We start from the raw sequence: 16526 nt of genomic DNA on the forward strand, positions 1-16526 counted from the left end.
CTGGCGATGCCTGAGGATAACCGAAGCGGTGAGAATTTTGTGTTGGCTGTTCTGGCCCTATCGCGGGCAAGCCCGCTCCTACAGGGTTTACCACAGTCCTGTAGGGGCGGGATTGCCCGGCGCTAGGGCCCCCTGTCTAGAACAACACCTTCGCTACATCGGCAAAGCGCTTGGCAAAGTGCACGGTCAGCCCTTCGCGCAGGTAATCGGGCAGTTCCTCGAAATCACCGCGGTTGGCCTCCGGCAGGATCAGCTCGAAGATCTTCTGCCGCTTGGCCGCAATGACTTTCTCGCGCACACCGCCGATCGGCAGGACCTGGCCGGTCAGGGTCAGCTCGCCGGTCATCGCCACGCCTTTCTTCGGCACCTGGTCGCGAGCCAGCGACAGCAGCGCGCTGGCCATGGTCACACCGGCACTTGGGCCGTCCTTGGGCGTGGCGCCTTCCGGTACATGCAGATGAATGAAGGCTTCGTTGAAGAACCCAGGATCGCCACCAAACTGCTTGAGGTTGGAACTGACGTAGCTGTAGGCGATTTCGGCCGACTCTTTCATAACATCGCCAAGCTTGCCGGTCAGCTTGAATCCGCGGTTAAGGGTATGGATGCGCGTCGCCTCGATCGGCAGGGTCGCGCCGCCCATGCTGGTCCAGGCAAGGCCGGTGATCACGCCTTTGCCCGCCAACACCTGCTCGCTGCGAAACACCGGCATGCCCAGGGCGGCTTCCAGGTCTTTCGGGGCGATCTTCAGTTTCGCCGTAGGGTCGTCCAGCAGCTTGACCACTGACTTGCGCACCAGCTTGCCCAGCTGCTTTTCCAGCTGGCGAACCCCGGCTTCACGGGCATAGCCCTCGATGACCGTGCGCAGGGCGCTGTCACTGATGCTCAGGCTGGTCTTGGCCACACCGGCTTTTTCCAATTGCTTGGGCCACAGGTGGCGCTTGGCGATCGCCATTTTCTCTTCGGTGATGTAGCCGGACAGGCGAATCACTTCCATGCGGTCGAGCAACGGCCCGGGGATCGAGTCGAGGGTGTTGGCGGTGCACACGAACAGCACCTTGGACAGGTCCAGGCGCAGGTCCAGGTAATGGTCGAGGAAGTCGACGTTCTGCTCCGGATCGAGGGTTTCCAGCAGCGCCGAAGCCGGATCGCCCTGGTAGCTCTGGCCCATCTTGTCGATCTCGTCGAGCATGATCACCGGGTTCATCACCTCGACCTCTTTGAGCGCCTGCACCAGCTTGCCCGGCTGGGCGCCGATGTAGGTGCGGCGGTGGCCCTTGATCTCGGCCTCGTCGCGCATACCGCCGACGCTGAAGCGGTAGAACGGCCGGCCAAGTGATACGGCAATCGATTTACCGATACTGGTCTTGCCGACCCCAGGCGGGCCGACCAACAGCACGATAGAGCCACTGATCTCGCCCTTCCAGGCGCCCACGGCGAGGAACTCAAGGATGCGCTCCTTGATGTCATCGAGGCCGGCATGATGCTGGTCGAGCACTTTGCGCGCATGCTTGAGGTCGAGCTTGTCCTTGCCATACACGCCCCAAGGCAGGGCGCTGGCCCATTCCAGGTAATTGCGGGTGACGGCGTATTCGGGTGAGCCGGTCTCCAGAATCGCCAGCTTGCCCATCTCTTCGTCGATGCGTTTTTGGGCGGCAGCAGGCAAGGTCTTGCCTTCCAGGCGTTGCTTGAACTGCTCAAGGTCGGCACTGCGATCGTCCTTGGTCAGGCCCAGTTCCTGCTGAATGACCTTGAGCTGCTCCTTGAGGAAGAACTCGCGCTGGTGCTCGCCGATCTGCCGATTGACCTCGGCGGAGATCTCGTTCTGCAAACGGGCGACCTCGACCTCCTTGCGCAGCATCGGCAAGACCTTCTCCATGCGCTTGAGGATCGGCACGCAGTCGAGCACTTCCTGTAACTGGTTGCCGGTCGCCGAGGTCAGCGCAGCGGCAAAGTCGGTCAGTGGCGAAGGATCGTTGGGGCTGAAGCGGTTGAGGTAGTTCTTCAACTCTTCGCTGTACAGCGGGTTGAGTGGCAGCAGCTCTTTGATCGCGTTGATCAGGGCCATGCCGTAGGCCTTGACCTCATCGGTTGGCTCGGTCGACTGGCGCGGGTATTCGACTTCCACCAGATAAGGCGGGCGGTGGTGCTTGAGCCAGGTGCGGATGCGCACGCGGGTCAGGCCTTGGGCGACGAACTGCAACTTGCCGTTTTCGCGGCTGGCGTGGTGCACCTTGACCAAGGTGCCGTACTCCGGCAGCGCCGAGGTGTCGAAGTGGCGGTGGTCCTCGGGCGGCGTGTCCATGAAGAACAGCGCCAGCGAGTGATGATCGGTCTTGGCTACCAGGTCGAGGGTTTCTGCCCAGGGTTCTTCATTGACGATGACCGGCAGCACTTGGGCCGGGAAGAATGGGCGATTGTGGATTGGGATCACATAGACCTTGTCCGGCAGCTGTTGGCCGGGCAGGGCGAGGGAGTGGCCTGGGGTGGAGGCCGCTTCGAGGTGTTCGACTTCGCTGTGTTCGTCGGGATGTTCCGGAAGATCCTGCTGGTCGCTCATGGGGCACCTGCGTGAATGACTATGGTGCTTAGATGGGGCGGGGGCGGACAGGTTTCAATGGTAGACGAAAGGGGGGCTGGCAAACGCATCGCGGGGCAAGCCCGCTCCCACGCGTCCGATACTGGCAGCGTGGGAGCAGGCTTGCCCCGCGATGGCGTCATCACTGACGCCGGGCAATCGCTTACTCGGCGAGTTTGTAAGCGATGATGTAGTCACCCATCTTGGTGCCCAGCGAGCCGTGGCCGCCAGCCGTCACAAGGACGTACTGCTTGCCATCCTTGCCGGTGTAGGTCATCGGCGTGGCCTGGCCGCCTGCCGGCAGACGGGCTTTCCACAGCTCTTCGCCGTTGTGCACGTCATAGGCGCGCAGGTATTGGTCCAGGGTGCCGCTCAGGAAGCCAACGCCACCGGCGGTGACGATCGAGCCGCCCATGCTTGGTACGCCGACCGGCATGCCGATTGGCACTGGGGTGCTGTCGCGGGTGGTGCCGTTCTTGTGCTTCCACACGACCTTGTTGGTGAACAGGTCGATGGCTGCCACGTAGCCCCAGGCCGGTGCTTGGCACGGCACGCCCAGTGGCGACATGAACGGATGCATGATCACCGCATACGGCGCGCCGGTATTGGGCTGCACGCCACTGGTTTCGCTCTCGCGCTTGCTGCCCGCGGCGACTTGCTCGCGTGGAACCATTTTCGAGACGAAGGCCATGTAGTTGGGCGAGGTGAACATCAGCTGACGCACCGGGTCGACCGAGACGCTGCCCCAGTTGAACACACCGACGTTGCCTGGGTAGATCAGGCTGCCTTGCTCGGACGGCGGGGTGTACTGGCCTTCGTAGCGCAGGCTGCGGAACTGGATCCGGCAGAGCATCTGGTCGAACGGGGTAGCGCCCCACATCGCCTGTTCGGTCAGGTCCGGGCCGAGCAAATTGAGGTCCGAACGGGCCTGGGTCGGTGCGGTGTGATCACCCTTGACCGCGCCTTGCGGCGTCGGGATCTCGCGGATCGGCACGATCGGCGTGCCGTCGCGGCGGTCCAGTACGTACAGGCTGCCCTGCTTGGTCGGAACGATCACCGCAGGCTTGACGCCATCGTCGGTCTTCAGGTGGATCAGGGTTGGCTGACTGCCGACGTCCATGTCCCACAGGTCGTGGTGGGTGAACTGGTAGTTCCAGCGCACCTTACCGCTGGCAAGGTCGAGGGCGACGATACCGGCGCTGTACTTCTCGGCACCTGGGGTGCGGTCAGCGCCCCACTGGTCGGGCGTCTGGTTACCCAGTGGCAGGTAGATCATGCCCAGGTCTTCATCGACGCTGGCGATCGACCACATGTTGGCCGAGTTGCGGCTGTACATCTTGCCGGGAGGCAGAGGCTTGGTGTCGTCTGGGTTGTTGCTGTCCCAGTTCCACACCAGGTGACCGTCGTGCACGTCGTAGGCACGGATCACGCCCGACGGCTCGTTGGTCGACTCGTTATCGGTGACATGGCCGCCGATGATCACCAGATCACGGGTGATCGCCGCAGGCGAGGTGGAGTAGTAGCCACCTGTAGTGAACGGGCCGATGCCGGTGGTCAGGTCGATCACGCCCTGGTTGGCGAAGCCTTCGCAGACCTTGCCGTTGTCGGCGTTGATGGCGATCAGGCGGGCATCGGCGGTCGGTAGGTACAGGCGGCGCGGGCAGGCCTGGGCAACCACTTGGCCGGCGTTGGAGATTTTCGGCACTGGGCTGCCGTCACGGCTGACGTAGCGATTTTCGTCGTAGTACGAGACGCCCCGGCACGTCATGTGGGCGAAGCCCTTGAAGGTGCCAGTCGGGCTCTTGACCTGTGGGTCGAAGCGCCAGATTTCCGCACCGGTATCCGGGTCCAGGGCCAGCAGCTTGCTGTGCGCGGTGCAGGCGTAGAGCATGCCGTTGACCTTCAACGGGGTGTTCTGGTTGGTCAGTTCCACCGGGTCGTTGTCGGTTGGCAGGTCGCCGGTGCGGATGCGCCAGGCTTCTTCCAGGCGATAGGCGTTCTGCGGGGTGATCTGGCGCAGCGGCGAGTAGCGGTCGCCATGCTCGGTACGCCCGTAGGCCTGCCATTCACCGTCCGGCATGGCCGGTGCGGCGCTGCCCATCTCGCTGCTGTCGCGGTTCAGCTCGCCACGGATTTCGCCTGGGTGAGTGAACTGGCTGGCCACGGCGGTGGCGCCGGAAGCGACCACGGCCACGCTGAGCAGGGCGGTGTTGATCTTCGTGGCTGGGCCGATCAGCGGGCGGCGCGCCCATGGCAGCAGCAACAGCACGCCGATGGCGAACCAGATGGCCAGGCGCGGCACCAGTTGCCACCAGTCCAGGCCCACTTCCCACAAGGCCCAGACGGTACTGCCGAGCAGCACCAGGCCGTACAGGCCCAGAGCGATGTGGCGCTTGGCCAGCAGCAGGGCGCCAGACACGGCAAAGCCAAGGCCGGCGATCAGGTAGTAGAGGGATCCGCCCAGCTGGCTCAGCTTGATGCCGCCAGCCAGCAGGGCCAGGCCCATCAGCAATAGCAGCACGCCCAGAAGGCGCGGGAGCCAGCGGGTTCCATTCTTGGCACTGTCAGTGCTCATCAATAGGTACTCCGTTAGGTCAAAGGGTGGGTTCAGAAACTGCTTTGGATCTTCAGGCCGCCGATCAGCGCATCATCGACCTGCGACACCCCGCCCGGATGGCGGATGTACTGCAGGTTGGGACGCACGGTGAGCCAGTCGGCCAGATGGATGCCGTAATAGAGTTCGGCGCTGTATTCGGTGTCCTGCACGGGCAGGAAGCCTGGATTGTCGTAGTCATCGAGACCCGCCACCTGGTTGGCCAGGCGGGCATTCTTGCGATAGCCGGGATTGACGTGCACGCGAGCGAGGGCGAAACCGATGTCGTCCTTGGCGCGGGCATCGAACGGCCCTTTGTAAACCACACCAGCCTGAACATAGTTGTCGATGGCATTGGTCTTCTTGTCGTGCACGGTGGCATTGGCGAACAGGCTCAGGCCGCGCGACTGGTCGGATGCCAGCGAGGTGACCTGCTGCTGGACGCCAAGCCACAAGCCATGTTTGCTGGAGCTGCTGCGGTAGGCCGCGCCGCTGATCGCGGCCGGCTGACCGTTGCTGTCCTTCAATACGTCCTGAGCCTTGGCATTACTGTAGTAGTAGCCGGCGCGATATTCCCCTTTAAGGCCATTGACCCGTGGGCTCCAGACCAGTTCGATCGGCATCACCGCGCCTTGGGTGCCGCTGCCGCTGAGCTTGAAGCCGTTGCCCGACTCAAGGTTGGACGGGTTCTGTTCGAACACCCCGACCTGGGCGTACAGCGAGTCGTTGAGGTTGTAACGCACACGCAGTGCCCACTGGCTGACGGGCCAGTTGTACCAGATGCCGCCGACCCAGTTGCCCACCTGCGAGCCGCAGAACGCCAGGTTCTGGAAGTCGCAGGGAAAGCTGTTGAAGTCCTCGCCTTCACCGAAACGGCCGAATTTCACATCCAGGGCGCCGTCGAAGTATTTCTGCTTGATCCACATCTGGGTCAGCCGCCAGGTCTGGCCGCGGCCCCAGACTTCCTGGGCCGAGGTAAAACCGCCGACGCGTGGGTCGTTGATGCGGTCATTGCTGATGTTCTGGCCATGGCGCTCGGTGATGGTCAGCTGCACCTCGGTATCGTGCCAGCCGAGGATCTTTTCCAGGTCCAGGTGGCTGCCAAAGGTGAACTGGTCGCTGTAGCGCGCCGTGCGGTCGTGGTCATGGCCGCCGTGCAGGTTGCTGCCCATCTCGCCGGTGTAGCCGAGGGTGAAGTCGTAGCCTTGTTCCAGCAGTTCAGTACGGGTGCCGCCCCAGTCGCCGAGCATCCACGGCGAGTCGCTGGCAAACAATTCGCTGGCGCTAGCGGTGGTCGACAGGCCGCTGAGAAGGGTGGCCAGGGCAAGGCCGGAGTATCGAGTTTTAGGCAGCTGGAGCATGAGATAGCGCTATCTTTTGATTATTGAAAAATACGCAAGCGCATCGAAGAGCGGGCTCTTCAATGGAAAAGGCATCGGATGGTACGGATGAAGCGATTCAGCTTGCGGCGGGGAGGATATAGGGGAAGTTGTAAGAAAAAAAGACAAATTGTCGCAGGGAATTATTGCCGAGGGGGTAATAATGGCTTTGTTGGGCCATTTCTTAGGTCAATGATCACAGTGTCTGTGCCGGCCTCTTCGCGGGCAAGCCCGCTCCCACAGGGACCGCGCAGCTCCCAAGAGCCGTGGTGTACCAGTAGGAGCGGGCTTGCACCCAGACGCGAGCTGGCAGAGCGAACAGTTGCCCAGGGACCGCGCAGTTCCGAAGAGCCGCGCTGTACCTGTGGGAGCGGGCTTGCCCGCGAAGCGGTCGACGCAGAAACTACGTTCGAATCTCCCGCGTCAGCATCAGAAACTGGTCCGCAAGCCCACCTCGACACTGCGTCCGGGCGCTGGAGCGATGTCGCGCAGAATCGAGCTGGCATAGCGCACCGTCTGATCGGTCAGGTTCTCGCCGCGCACGAAGGCCAGCCACTGGCTCTGACCGATATCGAAGCGATAACCCACGCTGGCCCCTAGGGTGGTATAGCCGTCAGTGTGGGTTTCATTGGACGGCTTGCGATGCTGCGAGGCGGCATGCTGCACGTCGACCCGAGCCTGCCAGCGATCCCGCTCCCAGACCAAGCCGCTGTTCAAGCGCAGCGGCGCGATACGCGGCAGAGGCTCACCGCTGTCCAGGTTCTTGGCGCGGGTGTAGTCACCCGACAATTCCAGGGCAAAGCTGCCATAACGGTTCTCGGTCAACTGCCAGCGGTCTTGCGCCTCGATGCCGTAGAAGCGTGCGCGCACGCCCTGGTAGAGGTACTCGGGGATGTCGCCGTGATCGTGGTCATGATCGTGGTCGTGTTCTTCATGGCCGTGATCGTGGCCTTCGCGCAGGTTGCCGCTGCCGATCAGGCCGATGTAGTTACGAAAGTGGCTGTAGAACACGCCGACGCTGCCCTTGTGGGTGCCGTTGTCAAACCGCAGCGCCAGGTCGCCGGAGATGGCTTTTTCCTTGTTCAGGTTCGGATCGCCCACCTCATACGCGCCAGTGGCGACGTGCGCGCCGTTGGCATACAGCTCGTAGAAGGTCGGGGCGCGCTCGGTATAGCCGAGGTTGGCCGCCAGCGACCAGACCGGATCGAGTTGGTACACCGCACCGGACGACAGGCTCACTGCGTTGAAGCTGCTGGCGCTGTCGGCCCCGACGAAGTCTTCATTGCCCTTGGCATCGGGATCTACCCGGGTGTGCTCCAGGCGCGCCCCGAAGCTCAGGTTCAGACGCTCGCTGGCCTGCCACTGCTCAAGCAGGAACAGCGCCAGGCTGTCGGTATCGGTATGCGGGACGAAGGCTTCTTCGCCCAGGGCAGAAAACTCGTTGCGACTGAGCTGGGCGCCGATTACCCCTTCGAGCGGCCCGAGCGGCTGGTGCCGCGCCTCGATACGCGCCTCGTAGCCCTTGTTCTTGAAGGTGGTGTGAACCTCGCCAGATTCGATCTCGCGGTGCTGATAGTCGGTGTAGCCGGCGTCGACCTTGACCGAGCTGAACGGCCCTTCGAGATCGCGCAGCTCCGAGGCGAAACCGTAGTGATCCTGCTGCATGTCCAGGCGTACGCCAGGCTCGGCCACCGAGCCGTAGTTGCTGTCATAGCGGCTGTAGGACAGACCGGTGTAACCGTGATCCCAATGGTAGGAACCGCCAATGGCGCCGCCGTCCTGGCGACCGTCGCTGTTTTCCAGGCGGTGCTTGCTGCCAGGTTCCTCGGCGTTGCGCGCGTTCGAGCTGCGCGCGTAGCCGGGAATGCGCAGGTCATTGAACTGACGGCTGTTGGCATCCAGGTGCAGGGCGAAGGCGCCGTTGCCGGCCTCAAGCTTGCCGGCGCTGCTGCGGGTGGTGTCGGCGCCGCCGTAGCGCAGCTCGCCCGCACCATGAATTCCCTCGATGGGTGCATCGGGGATGCGGTTATCGAAGGTGTTGACCACGCCGCCGATGGCATTGCCGCCGTAGAGCAGGGCGGCGGGGCCGCGGACGATCTCGACCCGCTCGACCGTGACCGGGTCGAGCGGCACCGCATGGTCATAGGACAGCGACGAGGCATCCAGGGCGCCGACGCCATTGCGCAGGATGCGGATGCGATCGCCATCCAGGCCGCGAATCACTGGACGACTGGCCCCAGGGCCGAACCAGGTGGAGGCGACCCCGGGCTGCTTGTTGAGGGTTTCGCCGAGGCTCGAATGCTGCTGTTGCAGCAGGTCGTTGCCTTCCAGGACAGTGCTGGGCGCGGCCAGCTGGGTATTGCCGAGCGGGTTGGCGGTGATGACCTGGGGTTCTAGTTCGACTGCCTGGCTGGGCGTGGAGGCGAGCCATAGCGCGGCGGCGAGGGGGGAGAGGCGCAATGAGGAGCACAGCATGGGAAAAGACGATCCTTGGCAGGTATTAGTATGGTTACAATATAACATTACTATTTCAGCACAGGGAATCTCGGTCTGGCCAGAGGATCTTCTGTGTTGCTGCCGGCCCTTTCGCGGCGCAAGTCGCAGGGGGGGGATAGGGCCGGTATGCCGGGTACAGCGCTCGAATACCGCCACCGCCCACTACACTCGTGTAATGTGCGCATCTTTTCTTCGCGGGAGCACTGGCATGAGCACGGCCAACCACAACGCGCTGCACGGCAAGACCTTGGAGCAGATCCTTACCGAGCTGGTCGCGCACTACCAATGGCAGGGCCTGGCCGAGCGCATCGACATTCGCTGCTTCAAGAGCGATCCGACCATCAAGTCGAGCCTGACCTTCTTGCGCAAGACGCCGTGGGCGCGGGAAAAAGTCGAGCACCTGTACATCAAGCTGCAGCGCAAAGGCTGAATGCCTCGTCATCCCTGGTTGAGCCTGGCCGCAATCCTCGGCTGGAGCGGCCTGAGCGTGCAGGTCTACCTGGTGCTGCTGGCGCGCTGGCACGAGCAGGCCAGCCTGATCGGCGGGTTGATCAATGTCTTCGGGTTTTTCACGGTACTGACCAACACCTTGGTTGCCAGCGTGCTCAGTTATGCAGCCTTCGGCCACCCGTCTGCCGCCAAGCGTTGGTTTCTGTCGCCCGCCGTCAGCTCAGGGATTGCCGCCAGCATCGCCTTGGTGGCCTTGGCCTATAGCCTGTTGCTGCGCCACTTGTGGCACCCGCAGGGGTGGCAATGGCTGGCCGATGAACTGCTGCACGACGTGATGCCGCTGCTGTTCGTGGTGTATTGGTGGCGGGTGGTGCCCAAGGGCAGCCTGCGCGTCTGGCACCTGGGGCTGTGGAGCCTGTATCCGGCGTTGTACTTTGCCTTTGCCTTGTGGCGCGGGCATGAGATCGGGGTGTACCCGTATCCGTTCATCGATGTTGCCGAGCTTGGCTATGCGCAAGTGCTGGTCAATGCTCTGGCGGTATTGGCGGGGTTCTGGGGGATAGGCCTGCTGATCCTGGGCCTGGACCGTTGGCAAGGCAGGCGCCTGGCCGAAGCCAGGGCGCATTCGCGCTGAGCGATCACTCGTCGTCAGCGCTGGCATCTGCACGCCAATAAGCGGCGGCCTTCAGTGCGTCTTCCTGTGCGCCCTTGGCCAGCAGCAACGCTTTGGCCTGGCGGGTGAGGGTTTTTTCCAGGGCGACCCAGCTGTACAGCTTGCCTTGCGGCAGCGCCAGGTTCTCCAGCAATGCCAGCAGGTCTTCGTCATGGCGGCGCACCCAGATCACCTCGACCTGAGCCTTGCTCGGCAGCGGCTGACGCTCCTGTTCGTCCTCGATCTGGATCACGGCCAACACCTGACGGCCAGCGGGCAGTTCATCCAGGCGGCGGGCAATGGCCGGGATTGCAGTCTCGTCTCCGATCAGCAGGTAGCTGTCGAAAATGTCCGGGACCACCATCGACGCCCGTGGCCCGGCGATGTTCAGCTCATGCCCAGGCACAGCCTGCGCAGCCCAGGTCGAGGCAGGGCCATCGCCGTGCAGGACGAAGTCGATGTCCAGTTCTCCCGCCGCCAGGTCGACCCGCCGTGGGGTGTATTCGCGCATGGTTGGCCGGGCACCGCCGTCACGTCCAAGGTTGCGCGCTTCGATGGCGGCTTGCTCTTGTGCACTCATGGCGAACAACAGCTTGACGTGGTCGTCGCTACCGAGGCTGATGAACCCTTGCAGCTCTGGGCCGCCGAGGGTAATCCGGCGCATGCGTGGGGTCAGTTCGGTGACCCGCAGAACCTGCAAACGGCGCTGTTTGATTTCATGGTTGACGCGGTGAATGGTGTCGCTCATGGGGTGTTCTCCGTAATGGAATCGGCCGGGCCGGCGGCGATGGCCTTGGCGGTGTCGTTGAGCAGGTTGCGCACCCGCTCGATCTCTTCAGGCGTCCAACGGCCGCTGTGCATGTGCAAGGCATGGCGCAGGTTGCCGACCGCTTCATGGATTTCTGGCGGGCGGTCGTGGCCACGCAGGGCGCGTTTGCTGACTTCGATGCGCATGCGCACGCCATCGAGGGCGACGGCTTGCTCGATCAGGGCGGTGCGACCGGTGTCGGTGATGACGTACAGACGTTTACTGCCCTGGATTTGGCCAGTGATCAGCTCTGCTTCTTCAAGGAAGTTGAGGGTGGGGTAGATCACCCCTGGGCTTGGGCTGTAGCTGCCGTCGAACAGGGTTTCGATCTGGCGGATCAGGTCATAGCCATGGCCAGGTTGCTCGGCAAGCATCGCCAGCAGTAGCAATTTGAGGTCGCCCGGGGCGAATACCCGAGGGCCGCGTTCGCCACGGCCGGGGCGACGTTCGAAAGGATCATGGTCACGCATGGGAGGGTTCTCGTCTTTGCGATATATCGTTAGATATTACGTAAGATATATCGCAAGACAAGCCCTAGAGGCTGATGATTCTCATCTAATTTTCCGATGAGTACTTATCTAGGGGGCATTTGCACGCATAGCCATTTGCGGTGCTTTGCACTCGGTTGCGCTGCCCGGCTCCAGGTATGGCATGAGAATCGGTGCCATGCCCTTGAGTACCTGCACCGGCAATGCCGAGGTGAAGGTGAAGGCTTCTGCCGTGCGACCTGGGACGAACGCGGTGAGGGTGCCGAAGTGGTTGTCGCCCAGGTAGAACACGAAGGTGGCGGTGCGGTTGAGCGAGCGCGAGCCGATCAGCCGGCCGCCGGCGCCGAAGCTTTCGATGCGGTTGTCACCGGTCCCGGTCTTGCCGCCCATCACCAGCGGGGTGCCGTCATGCAGCTTGAAGCTGCCGGAGATACGCCGCGCGGTACCGGCATCGACCACCTGCGACAGGGCGCCTTTGAGCGCCCGGGCAACTTCCACTGGGAGGATTCGCTGGCCGCGGTCCGGGTCGCTGATCAGCTTGGTTTCATAGGGGGTGTCGGCGGCGAAGTGCAGGGTGTCGATGCGCAAGGTGGGCAGGCGCACGCCATCGTTCTGGATGATCCCGACCAGTTCTGAGAGTGCCGCAGGGCGGTCGCCCGAGCTGCCGATGGCAGTGGCCAGCGAGGGCACCAGGTGATCGAACGGGTAGCCGACGCGTTTCCAGCGCTGGTGAATGTCGAGAAACGCCTCGATCTCGACCATGGTGCGGATACGGCTGTCGCGCGCGCCCTGGTGGCGGCTTTTGAACAGCCAGCTGTACACCTCCTGACGCTCGAAGCGGCTGGCATTGACCATCTCGGTCAGGGTCGCCCCGGGGTTTTTCAGCAGGTATCCAAGCAGCCACAGGTCGAGGGGGTGAACCTTGGCGATGTAGCCCTGGTCGGGCAGGTCGTATTTGCCAGGGCCATAGGCGTCGTACATCTCTGACAGGCGCCCGTCGGTGAGCTTGGCCAGGGCCTTCTTGTCTTCTTTGCTATGGGCGCGCACGAAGGCGTTGAACGTCTCCTGGCCGGCTTCGGGGAACAGGTAGCGGTGCACCGCAGCCAGACGCTGCGGGGTCACGCGCATGCTGTCGAGGAAGGTGTCCAGGCGCTGCTGGGAGGTTTTACGCTGGTACTTCTTCCAGAACCGCATCAGGTAGTTGGTGCCTTCGCGGTCGGCGAAGCGCGCCAGGTATTCCTGGCGACGCGGGTCGGAGTCGTCCTTGAGCAGCGGTGCCCGGTTGAACGGCTGCTGGTAGGTCACGTAGCGGACGATATCGCGCATCAGGCGGATGAACGGCAGGTTGATCGATTCGCGCAGCGCGTCCTTGAGAGTGGGATTGCGGCTGTTGTCTTCCTTGCGGAAGTTGTTGAACACATGCATGCCGCCACCGGTGAAGAACGCTTCACCGGTATTGGCCGAGTACTTGCGCTCAAGGGCGGCGTCGAGCATGGCGTCCAGGCTCTGGTTCTTGCTGTTCTGGATCAGCCATTCCAGTGACCATTGGGTGATCCGGTCGAGCTCGGCGACAGGTTCTTTCTTCAAGTCGGCGACGGGTTTGCCCGCGTATTTGCCGTGCAACTCGGCGATGATTTCCAGGTAGGTAGTCAGTACCCGCAGCTTGGCGGTCGAGCCCAGTTCCAGTTTGCTGCCTTCGTTGATGTCGAACGGTTGGTCGGTGCTGTCGGTCTGCACGCGTACCCGCGAGCCATCGGCGGTGCGCTCGAACAGGGTGAAGCTGTAGCGCACCTGGTCGGTGGTCTTGGTAGTCAGCAAGCGTTCGCCGATCAGCCCGATCTGCGCGGCGAAGGCCGGGTCGGAAAGGTTTTTCAGGTATTGGCTGACTTGCGTCTGCAGGTCGGCCTGCAGGGTACTGGTGGCCGACAGATCGAGGCGGTCGAGGTCATACAGCGGGCGATTGAGCATCGCTGCCAGGCGGTTGCGGGCCAGGCTGATGCCCTTGTTGGTGACGATCGGCACGATGGTCGGCTGGGCCACCCAGTCGCGATACACCGCCTTGCTGGCCAGCGCCGCATCAGCCAGTGGTCGCTCGATGACATTGGCGGCCGCGAGCACGCGAATATGCGAATCAGTCAGTTCAGCCAGTTCGATGCGGCCTTTGGTCAGGTAATGCGAAGGTCGGCGCTGGGCGATCATCAGCGATAACACCTGGCGCAGGGCCAGGCCACGTTGGGCCATGCTGGCCTCGTCGGTGGCGGTGGACGCCAGCGCTTGGTTTACCTGGTCGAAATCAGCGCCGTACCAGACCCGCAAACCCTCAGCCATGCCATGCACTTCGCCATGCCCAGGCACTGCCGAGAGTGGCACGCTGTTGAGGTAGTCACGCACGATGCGCTGGCGTGCTTCGGTGGTGTCCGGCCCGCCCTGGTAGGCGCGCACGCTGGCCGAGAACATTTGGCGGATTTTCTCGGCGCCCGACACGGTCAGGCCATCTGGCGAATGGCGGTATTTTTCCAGCTGCGTAGCCAGGGTGCTGCCGCCCGCCGATTGACCCGGCAAGGCGAGGTACTTGGCCACCTGGCTGTAGGCCGCCTTGGCGAAGCGCGGCCAGTCGACGGCCGGGTTGTTGCGCGGGTCGTGCGGGTCGAGCAGGTCGCGGTTCTCGATGAACAGCAGGCTGTTGACGATCACTGGCGGAATCGCGGCAAAGTTCGGATACAGGTGCTGTGGGTAGTTGTACTGGTACAGCGTGTCGCCCCGGCAGTCGGTAATCGACAGGCCTGCCTGGATCTTTTCCACGTAAGGCACGAACAGGCCGTGGTCGACGTAGTTCATCAGGGCTGGGGAGAACTGCACCTGCTCGCTGATCAGGTAGTCGCGCTTGAGCAGGCGCGGCAAGAATTCGCCCAGCGCGCTGTAACCCAAGCGTTTGTCGAACGGACCTTCGCCGGGGTAGACGATGGCATCGCTTGGGCCAGGCTCCAGCGAGTAGGTGAGGGTGCTGGCCAGCCGGCTGAATTCGCGTGACTGCAAGTTCGAGGTCTGCACCTCGTCATAGGCGGCAAAGCCGATGGCGACGATGGCCACCAGCACGATCAGCAAAATCAACCGCCACCACAGCCGGCGCTGGCGAGGGGTCTTTGGCGCCGGAGCTTCAGCCAGATTTGCTTCAGGTGCGTCCGTTCTGGTTGGTTCCGATTGCCACAGTGCGCCCATAGTCTTCAATCCGGCCAGGTAATTTCGTCTTACTTGTCTGAAGCTTAGACGTTGGCCGGAATTGGTGAAAATTTTGTAAGAAGTGGCCGAATCTGCGGTGGGAATATAAGGCTTTGGTGCGGCTTCCAATTTGCGTGGAAGTTGTTAGGGTGGCTGCACCATTTTGGGGCTGCTGCGATGAGCACTGCAGCAGCGGCAAAAACACACTAGGTAAAGGGGAAATTTGCCGAGAATTCTCGCCAAATTTCCCTGTTTATATAGTGAAAAGCCCTACAGTTGGCTTCCTATACTGCTCGACCCCTTCGCCCTGCCCGCGCCTCTGGTGCGGGTGGACGGATCAACCCACGAGGTTGGCCCGGCAAGACGACGCCCCGCTCATCGGTGAGGCTGGTGCTGCACGAAGGTCATATCCAATAACAAAATGAGGTTGTATTGCTATGCCAGTCGGCAACCACCCTGCCCATGGTGAGACCGCTCAAGGCGGCCCACTCAAGCGTGAACTGGGCGAACGGCACATCCGTCTGATGGCCCTCGGCGCCTGTATCGGTGTCGGCCTGTTCCTCGGATCGGCCAAAGCTATCGAAATGGCCGGTCCGGCCATCATGATTTCCTACATCATTGGCGGCCTTGCGATCCTGGTGATCATGCGCGCGCTCGGCGAAATGGCCGTGCACAATCCGGTCGCTGGCTCCTTCAGCCGCTACGCCCAAGACTACCTCGGCCCCCTGGCGGGCTTTCTGACCGGCTGGAACTACTGGTTCCTGTGGCTGGTGACCTGCGTTGCCGAGATCACGGCGGTGGCCATCTACATGGGCATCTGGTTCCCCGATGTGCCGCGCTGGATCTGGGCCCTGGCGGCGCTGGGCAGCATGGGAGCGATCAACCTGATCGCGGTCAAGGCCTTTGGTGAGTTCGAGTTCTGGTTCGCCCTGATCAAGATCGTCACCATCATTGCCATGGTCCTCGGCGGCATCGGCATCATCGCCTTTGGCCTGGGCAATGACGGCGTGGCCATGGGCATCTCCAACCTGTGGAGCAACGGCGGCTTCATGCCCAATGGCGTGACCGGTGTGCTGATGTCGCTGCAGATGGTCATGTTCGCCTACCTGGGTGTGGAGATGATCGGCCTCACAGCAGGTGAAGCACGCAACCCACAGAAGACCATCCCCCAAGCGATCGGCTCGGTGTTCTGGCGCATTCTGCTGTTCTACGTCGGCGCGCTGTTCGTGATCCTGTCGATCTACCCGTGGAACGAAATCGGCAGCCAGGGGAGCCCGTTCGTGATGACCTTCGAGCGGCTGGGCATCAAGACTGCGGCTGGCATCATCAACTTCGTGGTGATCACTGCCGCGCTGTCGTCGTGCAACGGCGGTATCTTCAGCACCGGGCGCATGCTCTACAGCCTGGCACAGAACGGCCAGGCGCCGGCGACCTTCGCCCGTACCTCGAAAAATGGCGTGCCGCGCAATGCGCTGCTGCTGTCGATTGCCGCCTTGCTGTTGGGCGTGTTGGCCAACTACCTGGTGCCGGAGAAAGTCTTCGTCTGGGTGACTTCGATCGCCACCTTCGGTGCGATCTGGACCTGGGTGATGATTCTGTTGGCCCAGCTCAAGTTCCGCGCAGGCCTTAGCAGCGCTGAGCGCAAGGCGCTTAAGTACCGCATGTGGCTGTGGCCGCTGAGCTCGTACCTGGCGCTGGCGTTCCTGGTGCTGGTGGTGGGCTTGATGGCGTACTTCGAGGAGACTCGCGTGGCCTTGTACATTGGCCCGGCGTTCCTGGTGTTGCTGACGGGGTTGTACTACGCGTTCCGTCTGGCGCCCAAAGAGGTACAAGGGGTGGTGAGTACCGCTTCTTGAGGTAAACAAT

General features: G+C 62.6%; 10 protein-coding genes. 3 read left to right on the top strand and 7 right to left on the bottom strand.

Annotation, left to right across the window (positions count from 1 at the left end; all coding sequences use genetic code 11):
* Positions 1 to 136: 136 nt before the first annotated feature.
* The 4 genes from lon to OIU19_RS18905 form a co-directional block, all read right to left on the bottom strand.
* Complete coding sequence (gene lon, locus OIU19_RS18890; protein WP_264236303.1) at positions 137 to 2557, bottom strand: endopeptidase La; 2421 nt, start codon at positions 2555 to 2557, stop codon at positions 137 to 139.
* A 181-nt stretch (positions 2558 to 2738) separates the two neighbouring features.
* A complete protein-coding gene (locus tag OIU19_RS18895) occupies positions 2739 to 5150 on the bottom strand; it encodes a glucose/quinate/shikimate family membrane-bound PQQ-dependent dehydrogenase (RefSeq protein ID WP_264236304.1) in 2412 nt (803 codons plus the stop codon).
* Positions 5151 to 5182: 32 nt separating this feature from the next.
* A complete protein-coding gene (locus OIU19_RS18900; RefSeq protein ID WP_264236305.1) occupies positions 5183 to 6529 on the bottom strand; it encodes a carbohydrate porin in 1347 nt (448 codons plus the stop codon).
* A 447-nt stretch (positions 6530 to 6976) separates the two neighbouring features.
* Positions 6977 to 9022, bottom strand: coding sequence for a TonB-dependent receptor (locus OIU19_RS18905; RefSeq protein ID WP_264236306.1), 2046 nt, complete (start codon positions 9020 to 9022; stop codon positions 6977 to 6979).
* Between the two features lie 229 nt (positions 9023 to 9251).
* Here OIU19_RS18905 and OIU19_RS18910 point away from each other — a divergent pair, with 229 nt between their 5' ends.
* Together OIU19_RS18910 and OIU19_RS18915 are read left to right on the top strand one after the other, a co-directional pair.
* Positions 9252 to 9473: a VF530 family DNA-binding protein gene (locus OIU19_RS18910; protein ID WP_186556180.1), complete on the top strand. Its 222-nt coding sequence runs from the start codon at positions 9252 to 9254 to the stop codon at positions 9471 to 9473.
* Entirely contained in the window at positions 9474 to 10127 is a 654-nt protein-coding gene (locus OIU19_RS18915; protein WP_264236307.1) for a Pr6Pr family membrane protein, read from the top strand.
* Between the two features lie 4 nt (positions 10128 to 10131).
* Here the strand turns inward: OIU19_RS18915 and OIU19_RS18920 are convergent, their stop codons facing one another.
* The 3 genes from OIU19_RS18920 to OIU19_RS18930 form a co-directional block, all read right to left on the bottom strand.
* A complete protein-coding gene (locus OIU19_RS18920; RefSeq protein WP_264236308.1) occupies positions 10132 to 10893 on the bottom strand; it encodes a siderophore-interacting protein in 762 nt (253 codons plus the stop codon).
* Complete coding sequence (locus tag OIU19_RS18925; protein ID WP_264236309.1) at positions 10890 to 11423, bottom strand: PadR family transcriptional regulator; 534 nt, start codon at positions 11421 to 11423, stop codon at positions 10890 to 10892. The genes OIU19_RS18920 and OIU19_RS18925 overlap by 4 nt, the downstream gene beginning before the upstream one ends.
* Positions 11424 to 11531: 108 nt before the next feature.
* Complete coding sequence (locus tag OIU19_RS18930) at positions 11532 to 14660, bottom strand: transglycosylase domain-containing protein (protein WP_264236310.1); 3129 nt, start codon at positions 14658 to 14660, stop codon at positions 11532 to 11534.
* 437 nt (positions 14661 to 15097) lie between these two features.
* On the opposite strand from OIU19_RS18930, the gene OIU19_RS18935 reads away from it, so the two are divergent.
* Positions 15098 to 16516 (top strand): amino acid permease, encoded by a 1419-nt coding sequence (locus OIU19_RS18935; RefSeq protein ID WP_186556184.1) that lies wholly within the window; start codon positions 15098 to 15100, stop codon positions 16514 to 16516.
* Positions 16517 to 16526 lie beyond the last annotated feature (10 nt).

Origin of the sequence: Pseudomonas sp. BT-42-2 (assembly GCF_025847435.2) — a bacterium.
Taxonomy (GTDB): domain Bacteria; phylum Pseudomonadota; class Gammaproteobacteria; order Pseudomonadales; family Pseudomonadaceae; genus Aquipseudomonas; species Aquipseudomonas urmiensis.

What these genes read in the sequence shown, in the direction of transcription:
- lon (WP_264236303.1), bottom strand. Translation starts at nt 2,557, where the DNA reads ATGAGCGACCAGCAGGATCTTCCGGAACATCCCGACGAACACAGCGAA.
- OIU19_RS18895 (WP_264236304.1), bottom strand. Translation starts at nt 5,150, where the DNA reads ATGAGCACTGACAGTGCCAAGAATGGAACCCGCTGGCTCCCGCGCCTT.
- OIU19_RS18900 (WP_264236305.1), bottom strand. Translation starts at nt 6,529, where the DNA reads ATGCTCCAGCTGCCTAAAACTCGATACTCCGGCCTTGCCCTGGCCACC.
- OIU19_RS18905 (WP_264236306.1), bottom strand. Translation starts at nt 9,022, where the DNA reads ATGCTGTGCTCCTCATTGCGCCTCTCCCCCCTCGCCGCCGCGCTATGG.
- OIU19_RS18910 (WP_186556180.1), top strand. Translation starts at nt 9,252, where the DNA reads ATGAGCACGGCCAACCACAACGCGCTGCACGGCAAGACCTTGGAGCAG.
- OIU19_RS18915 (WP_264236307.1), top strand. Translation starts at nt 9,474, where the DNA reads ATGCCTCGTCATCCCTGGTTGAGCCTGGCCGCAATCCTCGGCTGGAGC.
- OIU19_RS18920 (WP_264236308.1), bottom strand. Translation starts at nt 10,893, where the DNA reads ATGAGCGACACCATTCACCGCGTCAACCATGAAATCAAACAGCGCCGT.
- OIU19_RS18925 (WP_264236309.1), bottom strand. Translation starts at nt 11,423, where the DNA reads ATGCGTGACCATGATCCTTTCGAACGTCGCCCCGGCCGTGGCGAACGC.
- OIU19_RS18930 (WP_264236310.1), bottom strand. Translation starts at nt 14,660, where the DNA reads ATGGGCGCACTGTGGCAATCGGAACCAACCAGAACGGACGCACCTGAA.
- OIU19_RS18935 (WP_186556184.1), top strand. Translation starts at nt 15,098, where the DNA reads ATGCCAGTCGGCAACCACCCTGCCCATGGTGAGACCGCTCAAGGCGGC.